Here is a 14833-nt window from a genome sequence, read left to right as displayed (position 1 = left end):
ATGGTCGCGATCCCGTTGCCCCTGTCGCGCCGCCGCGCCGGCCAGGCGGTGCTCCTGCTGCTCGTCCTGGCGCTGGTCGCGGTGTCGATCGTCCGCTTCGGCGGATCCGCCGAAGCCCGGCCGGGCTATGCCGTCCCGCAGGACGGGCAGTTGGAGGGTGCCCTGGGCATCCGCTTCACCCAGGCGGCGGTCGTCGCCGACGGCGGCCTGGTGGAGCTGCGCTACGTGGTGCTGGACACCCAGAAGGCGTCGGCCTTCCAGAACGACACCAAGCATCCACCACGGCTGCGCAACGAGCGCTCCGGCAAGCTGGCCTGGCGGGCGGCCCTGATGAAACAGGGCCACGAGCTGCGCCCCGGCCAGAGCTACTACCTGCTCTACCTGAACAACGACAACGCCATCAAACGTGGCGACAAGATCGAGGTCACCTCGGGTCAGCGCCGCCTGGCCCACGTCCCGGTGCGGTGACCGGGATGCGCCGCCGACTGGGCCGCCTGGTCGCCACCCTCGCCGTGGTGGGCCTGGCCGTGCTGGTCGGGCCCGCGCCGGCGCGGGCCCACGCGTACCTGGTCCGCAGCATGCCCGCGGACGGCGCCGTGCTGGACCGGGCGCCCGAGACGTTGACCCTGGCCTTCACCGAGCACGTGGAGCTCTCCGCCGCCCGGGTCAACCTGGTCGACGGCGACGGCCGGCAGTGGGTGGTGACCGGGCTGGCGCTGCGCGGAGCGGACGGCGAACCCGCTGCGGACGCCGACACCGAGGAGCCGGTCACCCTGGTCGTCGGCCTGCCCCCGTTGCCGGCCAACACCTACCACGTCGCCTGGCGGACCCTCTCCTCCGACGACCTGCACATCACCAGCGGCACGCTGGTCTTCGGCGTGGACCGGCAGGTCACCGCCGCGGGCCCGGCCCGCCCGGTCGGCCCCGGCCCCCGGGAGAGCGCCGCCCGGGCACTCGGGCTGGCCGGCCTCGCCGTCCTGCTCGGCGGTGCCGCGCTGGCCCTGCTGAGCGCGGCCGGCGGCCGCCGCCCCGACCCCACGGCCGCCGTGCTCCGCCGACGGCTGCACACCGTCGCCGGGTATGCGGGCGCGCTCGCCCTGCTCGCCGCACCTCTGCAGCTGGCCGTCCAGCTCTCCGGGGCGGGTGGCGGGTGGCGTCTCCTGGCCGGCCAGCTCACCAGCGGTCGCTGGCTGCTCCGCGAGGTCGGCACGGCACTGGTGTTCGTGATCGTGCTCCGGGCCGCGCGTCGGCCTCGACCCGAGGCGATCGCATCGGCCGGTCCGTCCGGTCCCGCCGGCCGGTCGGCCGCCCCCACGACCGTCGCCCTCGGCGTGGCGGGTGCGCTCGCTGCCGCCGCGGGCACCGCCCTGCTCGGCCATCCGATGGGCGGGCCACTGCGTACCGCCCTGGTCGGCGGCGTCCACGTGCTGGCGGCCGGCGGCTGGGCCGGCGCGGTCGTGGCCGCCGTGCTCGCCCTCCTGCCGTCGGCCCGGCGGCCAGCCGACCGGACCGCCCAGCTCAGTACGCTGCTGCGCGCCTTCGCGCCGCTCGCCACCGGCTGCCTCACCGTGCTGGTGCTCACCGGGCTGCTGCTCACCGGTCCTCAGGTGGCCACCGTCGACGCCCTGCTCGGCTCTCCGTACGGCCTGCTGCTGCTCGCCAAGGTCGCGGCGGTCGGGGCGGCGGGACTGGTGGGTCTGCGGACCGCCCGGCGGCTGCGCCACGCCGACCTGCCCCGGCGGGGCCTGCTCGCCGAGGCGGGGCTGCTGCTGGCCGTCCTCGGACTGGCCGGGGCGCTGGCCGCCGCCGGACCCGGTCGGGGCCCCAGCTTCCCGGAGGCCGACGCCCGTCGGGCCGTGCCCCAGGTCAGCGGGCAGGTCGCCGACCTCGTCGACACGGTGGCCGTACGACCCAACCGGCCGGGCCGCAACATCGTCACCGTCGCCGTCGAGGACACCCGCCGCCCGGCCCCAGGGCCGGTGACCGGAGTGTCGCTGCTGCTCACCGGCCCGAACGGGGAGCGGGCGGTGCATCCGGTCACCCGGACCGGCGACGGCTGGGTGGTGGCGGTGGACGACATCCGTACCCCGGGCCGGTGGAAGGTAGGGGTGACGGTGCTCCGTGACGGCCTGCCCCCGGTGACCGACACCCACCCCTGGCTGGTGCCGGCCGGCGCCACGACCGCCACCTCCGTACGCGTCTCCGCGGCCCCGCTGCGACCGGTGCTGGACCGGGCCGCGTTGCTGGGCACGCTGGTCGCGCTGGCCGTGGCGGCCGTCGCCGGCCGGCAGTGGTGGCGCCGGCGGCGGACCCGGGTCGGCCCGATTCCGGAACTGCCCGGCCCGGGCCGTCGGCGGGCGTCGCTACTGGGGGCGGGCGGCGGAGCTGTCCCGGACCACGAGTTCGGTGGCCAGCTCGACCCGGGGCGCCTCGATGTCCTCGCCCTGGCCGAGGCGCAGCACCGTGCGGGCTGCGAGCCGGCCCATCTCGACCAGGGGCTGGCGCACCGTGGTCAGCGGCGGTGACGCCCACCGGGCCTCCGGCAGGTCGTCGAAGCCGACCACGCTCACGTCGTCGGCGACCCGCAGCCCGCGCTGGCGGACGGCCTCGTACACCCCGAAGGCCATCTGGTCGCTGGCCGCGAAGATCGCGGTGGGCGGGTCGTCGAGGTCCAGCAGGGCGGACCCGACCGCGAAGCCCGAGGCGTGGTAGAAGTCGCCGGCCTGCACCAGCCGCTCGTCCAGCGGCACCCCGACCGCCTCCAGTGCCGCGCGGTAGCCGTCCAGCCGGGCCCGACTGCAGAGCAGGTGCGGGGGCCCCGCCACGAAGCCGATCCGGCGGTGCCCGAGCCCGAGCAGGTGCTCGGTGGCGGCGAGGCCGCCGGCCCAGTTCGTCGCGCCGATGCTGGGCACGTCGGTGGCGGGCACGCCGGCCGGATCGACCACCACGACGGGCACGTTGAGGCGGCGTAGTTGGGCGTGCACCGGCGGAATCAGGTGGGAGGTCACGACGATGACCCCGTCGGAGGCGCGGGCCTGCAGGTTCTGCAACCACTGCCGGGTCGAGGTGGAGTGGCTGTGGATGGCCGAGACGACGGTGCCGACCCCGGCGGCGTGGCCGACGTCCTCCACGCCGCGGATGATCTCCACGGCCCAGGGGCTGTCGAGGTCGTTGAAGACCAGGTCGACCAGGTCGGCCCGGCGCACGCTACGGCTGCCGCGGCGGCGGTAGCCGTGGTGGCGCAGCAGCTCCTCGATCCGCTCCCGGGTGCCGGGTGCCACGTCCGAGCGCCCGTTGAGCACCCGCGAGACAGTGGGCACGGAGACACCGGCTTCCTGCGCGATCGCGGTGATGGTCACCCTGCGCTCGTCGTCCGCGCTCACTCGTGTCTCCTCCACCGGCCGGAACACTGCCCGAAACCCTGCCGCCGAAGATGCGGAACTGCCTGCCCGGGCCCGCGCTCATCTTGCCGTACGGCAGGGGGTTGACGACAAGTCGGGGCCGTTCTAGCGTTCCTCCGAGTTCCGGAAACCTTCCGGAAATTCACCAGGCCGCCTTACGCCGACGGCGGTACGGCGTCAACCGATCAGGGCTGCCGCCCCGGTCGTGCTGTCCCTCAATGAGGTGGTCCAGCTGTACGCGCACGACCTGGTCGCCTCGGTGGTCCAGCCGGTGCAGCGCCTGGGTGGTTACCAGCGGGTGCCGCTTGACGCGGGTGAGTGTGTCGAGGTGACCTTGCGGGGACCGGTCCGCGCGATGGACCATACCCGCCGGCTGCACCCCGACTTCATCCTGACCCCGGCGCGCTGAGGAGTCCTATGCACACCGACATGCCCGAGGCGGAGCTTCGTGCCTACCGCAGCGAACTGCGGGAGCCAGAGGACTTCGAACGGTTCTGGTCCGACACCATCGCGGAGGCCCGCGCGTCCGGGGGATCCGTCGAGGTGACCCCACTGACCACCCCGTTGACCATGGTGGACGTCTGCGACGTCACCTTCCCCGGGTTCGCCGGGCAGCCGGTGAAGGCGTGGTTGCGGGTCCCGCGCGGCATCGAGGGGCCGCTTCCCACCGTGGTCCAGTACGTCGGCTACGGCGGCGGTCGGGGGCACCCGCTGGAGAACCTGCTCTGGGCTTCGGCCGGCTTCGTCCACCTCCAGATGGACACCCGTGGCCAGGGCTCCGGCTGGAGCCGGGGCGACACCCCCGACCCGGCCGCGGTCGGCCCGGCGGCCCCGGGGGTCATGACCAGGGGCATCGAGGACCCACGTCACTACTACTACCGGCGGCTCTTCACCGATGCGGTCCGGGCCGTGGACACCGCACGGAGCCTGCCGGTGGTGGACGCGTCCCGAGTGGCGGTCCTGGGGCACAGCCAGGGCGGTGGCACCGCCCTCGCGGTCGCCGCCCTGGTGCCGGACCTGGCGGCCGTCGTGTCGTACGTGCCGTTCCTCTGTGACATCCCGCGGGCGATCGTGGTCACCGACGCCCACCCCTACCGGGAGATCCGGGACTATCTCGCCGTGCACCGCGATCGGGAGGAGCAGGTGCTCCGCACCCTCGGCTACGTCGACGGCGTCGCCTTCGCCCGGCGGGCCTCCGTCCCGGCCCGCTTCTCCGTCGCGCTGATGGACGAGATCGTGCCCCCCTCGACGGTCTTCGCCGCGGTCAACGCGTACGCGGGGGAGAAGGAACTGGCGGTGTGGCGGTACAACGGCCACGAGGCGGGCGGCATCGACGACGACGCGATGGCCCTCACCTTCCTCCGGCAGGCGCTCGGCCGCTGACCGGCGTTCGCCCCGTCGGCGGGCCGTCGCCGCGTTGCCGGTCCGACGGCCCGCCGATGCTGGTAGACACGGCAGGATGGGACCCCGCGGAGGAAAGGCGGCCCGCGTGACGGCGGCGCTGGCCGTCGCGGCCGTCGCGCTTACCGCCGGGTGCGGGCGGCCCACGCCGCACCCGGCGCCGACCCCCCAACCGTCACCATCCGCGTCGCCGCCGGCCGGTCCCCGCGCCCCCGCCGACTTCGTCGACCTCGCCGACGTCGACCGCAGCGTCCGCACCGACATCCGGTACGCCACCGCGCACAACTTCGTCGGCCGTCCGATCGCCGGTTATCCGGAACCCCGCTGCCTGCTCACCCGGCGGGCGGCGGAGGCGCTGCACCGGGTGCAGACCGCCGCCCTCGCCGAGGGCCGCAGCCTCAAGGTGTACGACTGCTACCGCCCGGAGCGGGCGGTGAACGACTTCGTCGCCTGGGCCAAGCTCCCCGGCGAGCAGCAGACGAAGGCCGAGTTCTATCCCGACCTGCCCAAGGACCGGCTCTTCGCCGACGGGTACATCGGTGCGCCGACCGCGCACAGCCGGGGCAGCACCCTCGACCTCACCCTGGTCCCGGTGCCCACTCCGGAGCAGCCCGCGTACGTGCCGGGACAGCCGTTGGTCGCCTGCACCGCACCCGCCGGGCGCCGATTCCCGGACAACTCGATCGACATGGGCACCGGCTTCGACTGCTTCGACCCGCGTGCCCACACCGCCGACGCCGGGGTGACCGGCGCGGCCCGGGACAACCGGGATCTGCTCCAACGACTGATGACCGCGCAGGGGTTCGAGAACTATTCCCGGGAGTGGTGGCACTACCGCTACGTCGACGAGCCCTACCCGGACACGTACTTCGACTTCCCGGTGGCCCGCTCCTCGCTGCGATGAGCGCTGTTCTAGGCTCCCGAAATTCCTGCCAACCCCTCGACGATCGGGCCGGGCCGGCCCGCATGGAAGGACCACCCGTGGAGACCGAACGGATCGGCCCGCCGCTGCTGGCCGGGGAGCGGGAGACGCTGCGCGCCTTCCTCGACTACCACCGGGCCACACTGGCCACGAAATGCGCGGGTCTCACCGACGAGGAGCTGCGTCGCCAGTCGTCGCCGCCGTCGACGCTGTCGCTGCTCGGCCTGGTCCGGCACATGGCCGAGGTGGAGCGGACCTGGTTCCGCCGGGTCATCAACGGCGAGGACATCCCGCTGGTCTGGTCGGAGACCGGCGACTTCCAGGAGGCGTACGACGCCGGCACGGCCAGCCGGTCGGAGGCGTTCGAGGCCTGGCAGCGGGAGGTCGAACACGCCCGGCGGATCGAGCGGGAGGCCGAGTCGTTGGACGTGACCGGCCACCAGGCCCGCTGGGGCGAGGACGTCTCACTGCGGCTGGTGATGCTGCACATGATGCACGAGTACGCCCGGCACAACGGGCACGCCGACTTCCTCCGCGAGGCCATCGACGGCGCCGTGGGCGTCTGATCCGCCGGCCGGGACCTCGGTCCCGGCCGGCGGGCCCTCCGGCCCTGCCCGCCGCCCACCCGCCGGAGCAGCGTGGGAGGGGACAACGGCGTTAGGAGGAGCAATGAAGGCACTCGTGTACGGCGGGCCGGGCGAGAAGTCCTGGTCCGAGATCCCGGATCCGACCATCGCCGGCCCCCGCGACGCGATCGTCCGGGTCGACGCGGTCACCATCTGCGGAACCGACCTGCACATCCTCGGCGGCGACGTGCCCGAGGTCGAAGCGGGCCGGGTCCTCGGCCACGAGGCGGTCGGCACCGTCGTCGCGGTCGGCGGCGGCGTAACCAACCTCAAGGAGGGCGACCGGGTCCTCGCCTCCTGCATCTCCGCGTGCGGCGTCTGCCGCTACTGCCGGGACGGCGTCTACGGGCAGTGCCTCGGCGGGGGCGGCTGGATTCTCGGCCACACCGTCGACGGCGTGCAGGCCGAGTACGCCCGCATCCCGTTCGCGGACCTGTCCACGTACCGGCTTCCCGAGTCGGTCTCCGACGAGGCGGCTGTGCTGCTCGCCGACATCCTGCCCACCTCGTATGAGGTCGGCGTGCTCAACGGCGGGGTGCGGCCCGGCGACACCGTCGTGGTGGTCGGCGCCGGCCCGATCGGGCTGGCCGCCATCCAGACCGCCAGGCTCTACTCGCCGACCCACATCGTGGCCGTCGACAAGGCGCAGAGCCGGCTCGACGCGGCCAAGCGGTTCGGTGCGGACCGCACCGTGCTCGCCGACGGCGACCCGTTCGACGTGGTCCGCTCGCTCACCGGCGGGCTCGGCGCCGACGTGGTGATGGAGGCGGTCGGTATCCCGGCCACCTTCGAACTCTGCACCACCCTGGTACGCCCCGGCGGCCGGGTGGCGAACATCGGCGTGCACGGCAGCCCGGCCACGCTGCACCTGGAGCGTCTGTGGATCCGCGACGTCACCATCACCACCGGCCTGGTCGACACCCGGACCACGCCGACGTTGCTGAACATGCTGGTCGCGGGCCAGCTCGACACCGCGCACATGGTGACCCACCGGTTCGCGCTGGACCAGATCGTCGAGGCGTACGACGTCTTCTCCCGGCCGGCCGAGACCGGCGCGCTCAAGGTGGTGCTGAACCGAGCCTGACCGGCACCCCCGCCGTGCCTCCGGATCCCTCCCCGGAGGCACGGCGGTCCTCACCGAGAGGCGTCGCGGGGCAGCGGCAGCCAGGCCAGCACGTCCTGGATCTTCGCGTCCCAGTACGCCCAGTCGTGGGCACCGGGGGAGAAGTCCACTGTGAGCGGCACCCCGCGGCGGCGGGCGGTGTCGACGAAGCGCAGGTTGTCCTCGTACAGGAAGTCCTCAGTGCCGCAGGCGACGTAGAGCGCCGGCAGGTCGTCACCGGCACGTTCCAGCAATGCGATCGTGTCGGCGTCGGTGCCGGTCACCTCCCGGTCGTCCCACACGGTGTGCCACACCGCCGGGTCCACCGGGGCGGTCGGGTGGTCCCGCCGGCGGGTGACGTCGAGTGCGCCGGAGAGGCTGGCCGCCGCGGCGAACCGGCCCGGGTCGCGCAGCGCCCACTTCATCGCCCCGTAGCCGCCCATCGACAGGCCGGCGACGAAGGTGTCCTGCCGGCGCGTGGAGAGGCGGAAGAACGAGTGGCAGACCTCGGGCAGTTCGTCACTGAGGAAGGTCCAGTACCGGTTGCCGTGCGTCTCGTCGGAGTAGAAGCTCCGCGCGGCCTGCGGCATCACCACCGCCAGCCCGAGCGCAGCGACGTACCGTTCGATCGAGGTGCGCCGGGTCCAGATGGTGTCGTCGTCGCTCAGGCCGTGCAGCAGGTAGAGCACCGGCGGGTCGCCATCGACTCCCCGGCCCGCCACGCCGATCGCGGGAGACCGTTCCGGTAGCAGCACCGTCATCGACGTGCCCATGCCGAGCGCCTCGGAGAAGAAGTCACACCGGATCCGCGCCATGGGCCCGGATCGTACCGTGACGGCCGCCCGGCCGGGTGACTCAGCGGGCGTACCGCAGCGCCCTGAGTCCGGTGACGGCCGCGCCCACGGTGATCGCGGCCGCGACCACACCGGTGGTGAGGCCGGCCCCGATCCCGGCCGAATACGTCGTTCCTATTGCCGTGGGGTAGCCGGGAGGGCCAGGATGACCAGGCGCGCCGGAAACCTCCCCGTAACCTGCGCCGCCGCTGGTCTCTGTCACGAGGAAGTGGGAGTCAGTCATGAGTGACGTGTCGAGCGCCCTGGGTGTGCGTCTCTACCCGGACCTGGTCGAGCGGGGCGGTCTGGCCCCCGCGCTCGTCGAGACGGCCGCCCGGCACCAGCTCGACCTCGGCCAGGTGACCGCCCCCGTGCAGGGGCGGGCCCGGTTCACCGGCGCCGAGCTGAGTTCCGACCAAGGCGTCGTCCGCGTCGGCCTCGGCTCCCAGGCCCGCTACTTCATGATCGATCTAGGGGTGTCGGGGGAGGTCCAGGCCCGGGGCGACGCCACCGACCTGCTCCAGGTGGCGCAGGTGGCCGACGCCTGGCGCGACGGCGCGACGGTCGCCGACCTCACCACGCGGTTTCCGTTCATGGAGGCGATGAAGCGCCACCCGGTAGCCCACGCCGTCTAGCCTGTCGTCCCGCCGCCAGTCGGCGGAGCCAACTGGACCCCGGTCAGGCCGTGATGGTCTGCCACGCCTCCCGCACGGTGGCCGCAGGGGCGCCGGAACACACACCGGCCAGCCTAGTTCAGCCGCACCTGTGCGGTTCACCCGTCCGAGTTAATCGGTTGCGGGGCGTGTCCGCCGGTTGCTGCAATCCGACCCACACGTTCACGAGCAGAGGAGCCACGAGATGCGAGCCGCGTCGATGTCCGACCAGAAGGGAACGACCGCCCACCCGAAGGACATGACGCTGCGTGAAAACCATCAACCTTGGCATCCTCGCCCATGTCGATGCCGGTAAGACGAGCCTGACCGAACGGCTGCTGCTCGGCGCCGGGGTCATCGACGAACTCGGCAGCGTCGACGCGGGCAGCACCCGTACCGACACCATGACGCTGGAACGGCAACGGGGCATCACCATCCGCTCCGCCGTCGTCTCCTTCGTCGTCGCCGGGACCACCGTCAACCTGATCGACACTCCCGGCCACCCCGACTTCATCGCCGAGGTGGAACGCGCGCTCGGCGTGCTCGACGGCGCGGTGCTGGTCGTCTCGGCCGTCGAGGGCGTACAGGCCCAGACCCGGGTGCTCGGCCGTACCCTGCACCGGCTCGGCATCCCCACGCTGATCTTCGTGAACAAGATGGACCGGGCCGGCGCCGACCTCGACCGGGTGTTGGACCAGATCGCCGACCGGCTTACCCCCGCCGCCGTTGCTCTCGGACGGGTCACCGCCGCCGGTACCCCGAACGCCCGCTGGGCACCCTTCGAGCCCGACGATCCCGGCCACGACCGGCGGCTGGTCGACCTGTTCACCACGTACGACGACGCACTGCTCGCCGCGTACGTCGCGAACGAGCGGACGGCGACGCCGGCCCGGCTGCGTGCGGCGCTCGCCACCTGGACCGCGCGGGCACGGGTGTACCCGGTCCACGCCGGGTCGGCCATCACCGGCGCCGGGGTGGACGACCTGATCGCCGCCGTCGCCGAACTGCTCCCCGCCGCCGAGGGCGACGACGACGCCCCGCTCGCCGGCACCGTCTTCAAGGTCGAGCGCGGCGCGGCCGGCGAGAAGATCGCATACGCCCGGATCTTCACCGGAACCGTGCGGGTACGCGACCGGATCCGTTACCGGCGGGACCACGAGGCCAGGATCACCGGCATCGACGGCTACTCCGGTGGCGACGCCCTGCCCCGCGACTCGGCCGGCGCGGGCGGCATCGTCCGACTGCACGGCCTGGCCGACGTCCGCGTCGGCGATCCGCTCGGCGATCCGCCCGCCCGTCCCGCCGGCCGGGGCCAGTTCTCCCCGCCCACCCTGGAGACCGTGGTCGTACCCGTTCGGGACGGCGACCGGCCGGCCATACACGCCGCCCTCGCCCAGCTCGCCGAGCAGGACCCGCTGATCAATCTCCGCCAGGACGACCTGCGCCGGGAGATCGCGGTGTCCCTCTACGGCGAGGTGCAGAAGGAGGTCATCCAGGCCACCCTCGCCGACGAGTACGACGTGGCGGTCACCTTCCGGGAGACCACCACCGTCTGCGTGGAACGGCCGGTCGGGGCCGGCGCCGCCGTCGAGTGGATCGGCCGGGAGCCGAATCCGTTCCTCGGCACCGTCGGGCTCCGGGTCGAGCCCGGGCCGCTCGGCAGCGGCGTCGAGTTCCGGCTCGGCATCGAGCTCGGCTCGATGCCGCTGGCCTTCCTCAAGGCCGTCGAGGAGACCGTCCGGGAGACCCTGCGGCAGGGCGTGTGCGGCTGGGAGGTGATCGACTGCGTGGTCACCCTCACCCACGGCGGCTACTGGGCCCGGCAGAGCCACTCGCACGGGGTGTTCGACAAGAGCATGTCCAGCACCGCCGGCGACTTCCGCAACCTGACGCCACTGGTGCTCATGGCCGCGCTCAGCCGCGCCGGCACCCGTGTCCACGAGCCGGTGCACCGGTTCCGGCTGGACCTGCCGGCCGACCTGTTCGGCGTGGTTCTGCCGGTGCTGTCCGGCCTCGACGCGGTGCCCCGGATGTCCATCCTGCGTGGCACGTCCTACCTGGTCGAGGGGGAGGTGCCGGCCGGCCGGGTGCACACGTTGGAGCAGCGACTGCCGTCGCTCACCCGGGGCGAGGGGACCCTGGAATCCGAGTTCGACCACTACCGGCCCGTCCGTGGCCCCGCCCCGAGCCGGCCCCGCTGGGACCACGACCCGCTCAACCGCAAGGACTACCTGCTCGCCGTCGCCCGCCGGGTCACCGCCCGCCCCCAGCGGTGACCCGGCGCGGGCCCCGGTTCGGGGACAAAGACCCGGAAGCCCGGCTCAGACCCCCTGTGACTGCCTAAGTTGGCGAGCAGGAGACAGGCGTTGGTCGGCGACGCGGTGCTGCTGGCCGCCCTCATCGACGGGAGTGGCATGAGCAGCATCGCCGAACCGTGGCGGCGACTCACCGGGCGCAACAAGGCGGTCGAGTTCGTCGACATGTGCCTGCGCGGCGCGGCGCAGGTGATGTTGCAGAACAATCCGCTGACCGGCCTGCTGATCCTCATCGCGATCGGGGTGGGCGCCGGAATCGCCGGTGCGCCCCGGCTGGTCGGCGGGGCCATCGTCGGCGTGGCCGTCGGCACCGTGACCGCCCTGTTGCTGCGGGCGGACGCCGGCTCCCTACGGCAGGGACTGTTCGGCTTCAGCCCGCTGCTGACCGGCATCGGAGTGCTGCTCTTCCTGCGCGGCGGCGCCCTGCTCTGGCTCCTGGTGATCTTCGGCGCCGCGGCCACCACCATCACCACGCTCGCCCTGATCCCGGTCTTGCGGACCTGGGGCCTGCTGCCGTTCACCTTCCCCTTCGTCCTGACCACCTGGGCCGTGCTGATGGGTGCCTACCAGTTCGCGGCGGTGACCGTGGCGACGCCCAGCCGCCCGGCGCTGCCCGGCGCACACTCGGCGCCGGCGTCGCCGGTGACCGACGTGATCCCCGGCATGATCGAAGGCGTCGCCCAGGTCTACCTGATACCGAGCGCCGTCGCCGGGGCGATCATCGTGCTCGGGCTGGCCGTGAACTCGCTGCGTGCGGCGCTCTTCGCGATCATCGGCACGGTGGTCGCCTCGCTCGTCGCGATCTGGTACGAGGCCGGGGCCCCGGCCGTCGAAGCCGGGCTGTGGGATTTCAACGCGGTGCTGACCGCCATCGCGCTGGGCGCGGTGTCCTATCGGCCCACGCTCCCGGCGATCCTCTACACGCTGTTCGGCATCATCGCCACGGTCTTCGTCCAGGCGGCGCTCACCACGGTTCTGCAACCGCTGGGGATACCGACACTGACCGCGCCGTTCGTCATCACGACGTGGCTCTTCCTGCTCGCGAAGCGGCATTTCGGCCAGGATCGGCCAGCGCCGGCGACTGCCTGACGAGATCGGTGCCGGAGCCGGCCGAGACATCCTCGCGAATATTCATTGCGGTGCCGCCGACGGTGCCTCTACCTTGAGTGGGCAACGTCAACCGGTTCCACGCACCCCAGGGAGCACACCGTGTCGCAGCAGTATCGCGCCTTGACCGAGCGGCCCACGCCGCGCGGGGGTGCCCTGCTGCCGAAACTCGGCCTGGGCAGCTGCCGACGGCAGCGGTGGCAATCGGGGTGGCGGCGCGTCTAGCGCCAGCGCGAAGACCGCGCAGCCGCCCGCCCCGTGACCAGGGACCGGGCGGCTTTTTCGTAGGGGTGTAGCTCAACGGAAGAGCACCGGCCTCCAAATCCGACGGTTGCAGGTTCGAATCCTGTCGCCCCTGCTCGACCCGTCCCGGCCGCCCGCCGGCGACGTCGATCCTTCTCAACTCCACAGTGGACGGCATGAGCACGATCCCGGCCGGCGCGCTCGCGTCGGCCGGGCATCCGGGACGAGGGAGCTGGCTGACCCGCTCGCCTTGGGCGCGAGAGACACGCGGTTCGATTCCGCGGTCCCGGACTCGGGGAACGGCGACACCGCCGTTCCCGATGCGGTTGTAGCGCAGCCAGGCAGCGCGTCACCTCGCCACGGTGAAGATCGCCGGTTCGAATCCGGCCAGCCGCTCGGACATCACCCCAGATCAAGGAGACGACGATGGGTTTCACCCCGCTGGCCGGCACCCGGGCACCGGTCCGGGTCTGGACCGACCCGTACGCCATCGAGGCGCAGGCGGCCAAGCAGCTGCGCAACATCGGGGCGCTGCCCTGGGTGCACGGGGTCGCCGTCATGCCGGACGTGCACTTCGGTAAGGGCGCCACCGTCGGCTCGGTCATCGCGATGCGGCAGGCCGTCTCGCCGGCCGCGGTCGGCGTCGACATCGGCTGTGGCATGTCGGCGGTCCGCACCTCGCTCACCGCGGCCGACCTGCCCGACGACCTCGCCGGGCTGCGTACGGCGATCGAGGCGACCATCCCGGTCGGCTTCGCGATGCGCGACGACGCGGTCGATCCGCGCCGGATCCGTGGCCTGGAGCAGCGCGGCTGGGACGACTTCTGGCGGCGCTTCGGCACCCTCGACCGGAAGGTGGCGCAGCTGGAGACCCGGGCCCAGCGCCAGCTGGGCACCCTCGGCGGCGGTAACCACTTCATCGAGGTCTGCATCCAGCGGGGCGGCCCGGACGACGGCCAGGTCTGGCTGATGCTGCACTCCGGGTCCCGCAACATCGGCAAGGAACTGGCCGAGCGGCACATGGCGGTGGCCCGCGGCCTGCCGCACAACGTCGAACTGCCCGACCGGGACCTCGCGGTGTTCCTCGCCGGTACGCCGGAGATGGACGCCTACCGCCGGGACCTCTGGTGGGCGCAGGAGTACGCGCGCCGCAACCGGGCCGTCATGCTCGCCCTGCTCTGCGGGGTGGTCCGCGACGAGTTCCCGCAGGTCACCTTCGACGAGCCGATCTCGTGCCACCACAACTACGTGGCGGAGGAGACGTACGACGGGGTGGACGTGCTGGTGACCCGCAAGGGCGCCATCCGGGCCGGCAAGGGCGACCTGGGCATCATCCCGGGGTCGATGGGCACCGGGTCGTACATCGTGCGCGGCCGGGGCAACGCGGACGCGTACTGCTCGGCCTCGCACGGCGCCGGGCGGCGGATGTCGCGCGGACAGGCGAAGCGGACGTACAGCACCGAGGACCTGGTCGCGCAGACCGCCGGCGTGGAGTGCCGCAAGGACGCCGGGGTGGTCGACGAGATCCCCGGCGCGTACAAGGACATCACCCAGGTGATGGCGCAGCAGGAGGACCTGGTCGAGGTGGTGGCACACCTCAAGCAGGTGGTCTGCGTGAAGGGCTGAGAACGATCGGCGCCCCACGGGGGTGGGCGCCGGTTGCCCGCCCCGGTGGCGCAGCGGAGAGCGCGCCGGTCTACGAAACCGGAGAGCCCAGGTTCGAATCCTGGTCGGGGCACGGTCCGCCGCTCGGCGGACACCATGCGAGCTGGTGCAACTGGCAGCACATCCAACTCTGGATTGGAAGGTTGGAGGTTCGACTCCTCCGCTCGCAGCAGAGCCCTCGTAGCCCAACTGGCAGGAGGCAGCGGCATGAGGTGCCGCGCAGTGCGCGTTCGAATCGCGCCGAGGGCACGCAGTGATCAGGCCCGGGTAGCCCAACGGGAGAGGCACCGTTTTCAGGAAACGGCCAGTGCGCGTTCGAATCGCGCCCCGGGTACGCACGGCGGGTGATCGTCGCCCGCGGCCTCATGCCCCCGTGGCGCAGCGGAGAGCGCATCAGGTTCCGAACCTGAAGGTCGCTGGTTCGAATCCAGCCGGGGGCGCGACCTCACCGATCTGCCGTCCACTGCGGGGTTGACCGCGGCCCAGTTTGTCGGGGCACCGGAGGCTGGGGGACCGGCACTCCGCTAACCCGCCCGCGCGGGCCGCCGCTTCGCTAACGTCAGTG

General features: G+C 72.8%; 12 protein-coding genes, 8 tRNA genes and 1 pseudogene. 19 read left to right on the top strand and 2 right to left on the bottom strand.

Annotated features, from left to right (window positions below):
* Positions 1 to 468 (top strand): hypothetical protein, encoded by a 468-nt coding sequence (locus tag ACIRG9_RS05850; RefSeq protein WP_402850773.1) that lies wholly within the window; start codon positions 1 to 3, stop codon positions 466 to 468.
* A 5-nt stretch (positions 469 to 473) separates the two neighbouring features.
* Positions 474 to 1787: pseudogene (locus tag ACIRG9_RS05845) on the top strand (copper resistance protein CopC); the annotation flags it as partial.
* A 576-nt stretch (positions 1788 to 2363) separates the two neighbouring features.
* On the opposite strand, the gene ACIRG9_RS05840 reads toward ACIRG9_RS05845, so the two are convergent.
* Entirely contained in the window at positions 2364 to 3383 is a 1020-nt protein-coding gene (locus ACIRG9_RS05840; protein WP_402850770.1) for a LacI family DNA-binding transcriptional regulator, read from the bottom strand.
* 223 nt (positions 3384 to 3606) lie between these two features.
* Here ACIRG9_RS05840 and ACIRG9_RS05835 point away from each other — a divergent pair, with 223 nt between their 5' ends.
* The 5 genes from ACIRG9_RS05835 (at position 3607) to ACIRG9_RS05815 (ending at position 7434) form a co-directional block, all read left to right on the top strand.
* On the top strand, positions 3607 to 3810 hold the full coding sequence (locus tag ACIRG9_RS05835; protein ID WP_402850767.1) for a fibronectin type III-like domain-contianing protein: 204 nt from the start codon (positions 3607 to 3609) through the stop codon (positions 3808 to 3810).
* A gap of 8 nt (positions 3811 to 3818) precedes the next feature.
* Positions 3819 to 4784 (top strand): acetylxylan esterase, encoded by a 966-nt coding sequence (locus ACIRG9_RS05830; protein WP_402850765.1) that lies wholly within the window; start codon positions 3819 to 3821, stop codon positions 4782 to 4784.
* Between the two features lie 76 nt (positions 4785 to 4860).
* Entirely contained in the window at positions 4861 to 5706 is an 846-nt protein-coding gene (locus ACIRG9_RS05825; protein WP_402850762.1) for a M15 family metallopeptidase, read from the top strand.
* Between the two features lie 77 nt (positions 5707 to 5783).
* A complete protein-coding gene (locus ACIRG9_RS05820; protein ID WP_402850759.1) occupies positions 5784 to 6290 on the top strand; it encodes a DinB family protein in 507 nt (168 codons plus the stop codon).
* Positions 6291 to 6393: 103 nt separating this feature from the next.
* Positions 6394 to 7434: an alcohol dehydrogenase catalytic domain-containing protein gene (locus ACIRG9_RS05815; protein WP_402850756.1), complete on the top strand. Its 1041-nt coding sequence runs from the start codon at positions 6394 to 6396 to the stop codon at positions 7432 to 7434.
* Between the two features lie 50 nt (positions 7435 to 7484).
* On the opposite strand, the gene ACIRG9_RS05810 is transcribed toward ACIRG9_RS05815, so the two are convergent.
* Positions 7485 to 8267, bottom strand: a complete 783-nt coding sequence (locus ACIRG9_RS05810) for an alpha/beta hydrolase (RefSeq protein WP_402850754.1) — start codon at positions 8265 to 8267, stop codon at positions 7485 to 7487.
* A gap of 260 nt (positions 8268 to 8527) precedes the next feature.
* On the opposite strand from ACIRG9_RS05810, the gene ACIRG9_RS05805 reads away from it, so the two are divergent.
* The 12 genes from ACIRG9_RS05805 to ACIRG9_RS05750 all read left to right on the top strand — a co-directional run bounded on the left by ACIRG9_RS05805 (position 8528) and on the right by ACIRG9_RS05750 (position 14708).
* Entirely contained in the window at positions 8528 to 8920 is a 393-nt protein-coding gene (locus ACIRG9_RS05805) for a hypothetical protein (protein WP_402850751.1), read from the top strand.
* Positions 8921 to 9207: 287 nt separating this feature from the next.
* A complete protein-coding gene (locus ACIRG9_RS05800; RefSeq protein WP_402850748.1) occupies positions 9208 to 11214 on the top strand; it encodes a GTP-binding protein in 2007 nt (668 codons plus the stop codon).
* Positions 11215 to 11283: 69 nt separating this feature from the next.
* On the top strand, positions 11284 to 12342 hold the full coding sequence (locus ACIRG9_RS05795; RefSeq protein ID WP_402850745.1) for an urea transporter: 1059 nt from the start codon (positions 11284 to 11286) through the stop codon (positions 12340 to 12342).
* A 304-nt stretch (positions 12343 to 12646) separates the two neighbouring features.
* A tRNA-Trp gene (locus ACIRG9_RS05790) sits at positions 12647 to 12718 on the top strand.
* A gap of 103 nt (positions 12719 to 12821) precedes the next feature.
* Positions 12822 to 12894 (top strand) — tRNA-Pro (locus tag ACIRG9_RS05785).
* A gap of 31 nt (positions 12895 to 12925) precedes the next feature.
* Positions 12926 to 12999 (top strand) — tRNA-Gly (locus ACIRG9_RS05780).
* Positions 13000 to 13029: 30 nt separating this feature from the next.
* The gene (locus tag ACIRG9_RS05775; protein WP_402850742.1) at positions 13030 to 14229 is read left to right on the top strand and encodes an RtcB family protein; all 1200 of its coding nucleotides are present in this window, start codon (positions 13030 to 13032) and stop codon (positions 14227 to 14229) included.
* A gap of 39 nt (positions 14230 to 14268) precedes the next feature.
* Positions 14269 to 14341: transfer RNA gene (locus tag ACIRG9_RS05770), tRNA-Arg, on the top strand.
* Between the two features lie 24 nt (positions 14342 to 14365).
* Positions 14366 to 14438 (top strand) — tRNA-Gln (locus tag ACIRG9_RS05765).
* Positions 14439 to 14442: 4 nt separating this feature from the next.
* Positions 14443 to 14517, top strand: a tRNA-Leu gene (locus ACIRG9_RS05760).
* A gap of 12 nt (positions 14518 to 14529) precedes the next feature.
* A tRNA-Leu gene (locus ACIRG9_RS05755) sits at positions 14530 to 14602 on the top strand.
* Between the two features lie 33 nt (positions 14603 to 14635).
* Positions 14636 to 14708, top strand: a tRNA-Arg gene (locus ACIRG9_RS05750).
* Positions 14709 to 14833 lie beyond the last annotated feature (125 nt).

The organism is Micromonospora sp. NPDC093277 (genome assembly GCF_044765245.1).
Taxonomy (GTDB): domain Bacteria; phylum Actinomycetota; class Actinomycetes; order Mycobacteriales; family Micromonosporaceae; genus Micromonospora.
This window is presented reverse-complemented; position numbering and strand designations above follow the sequence as displayed.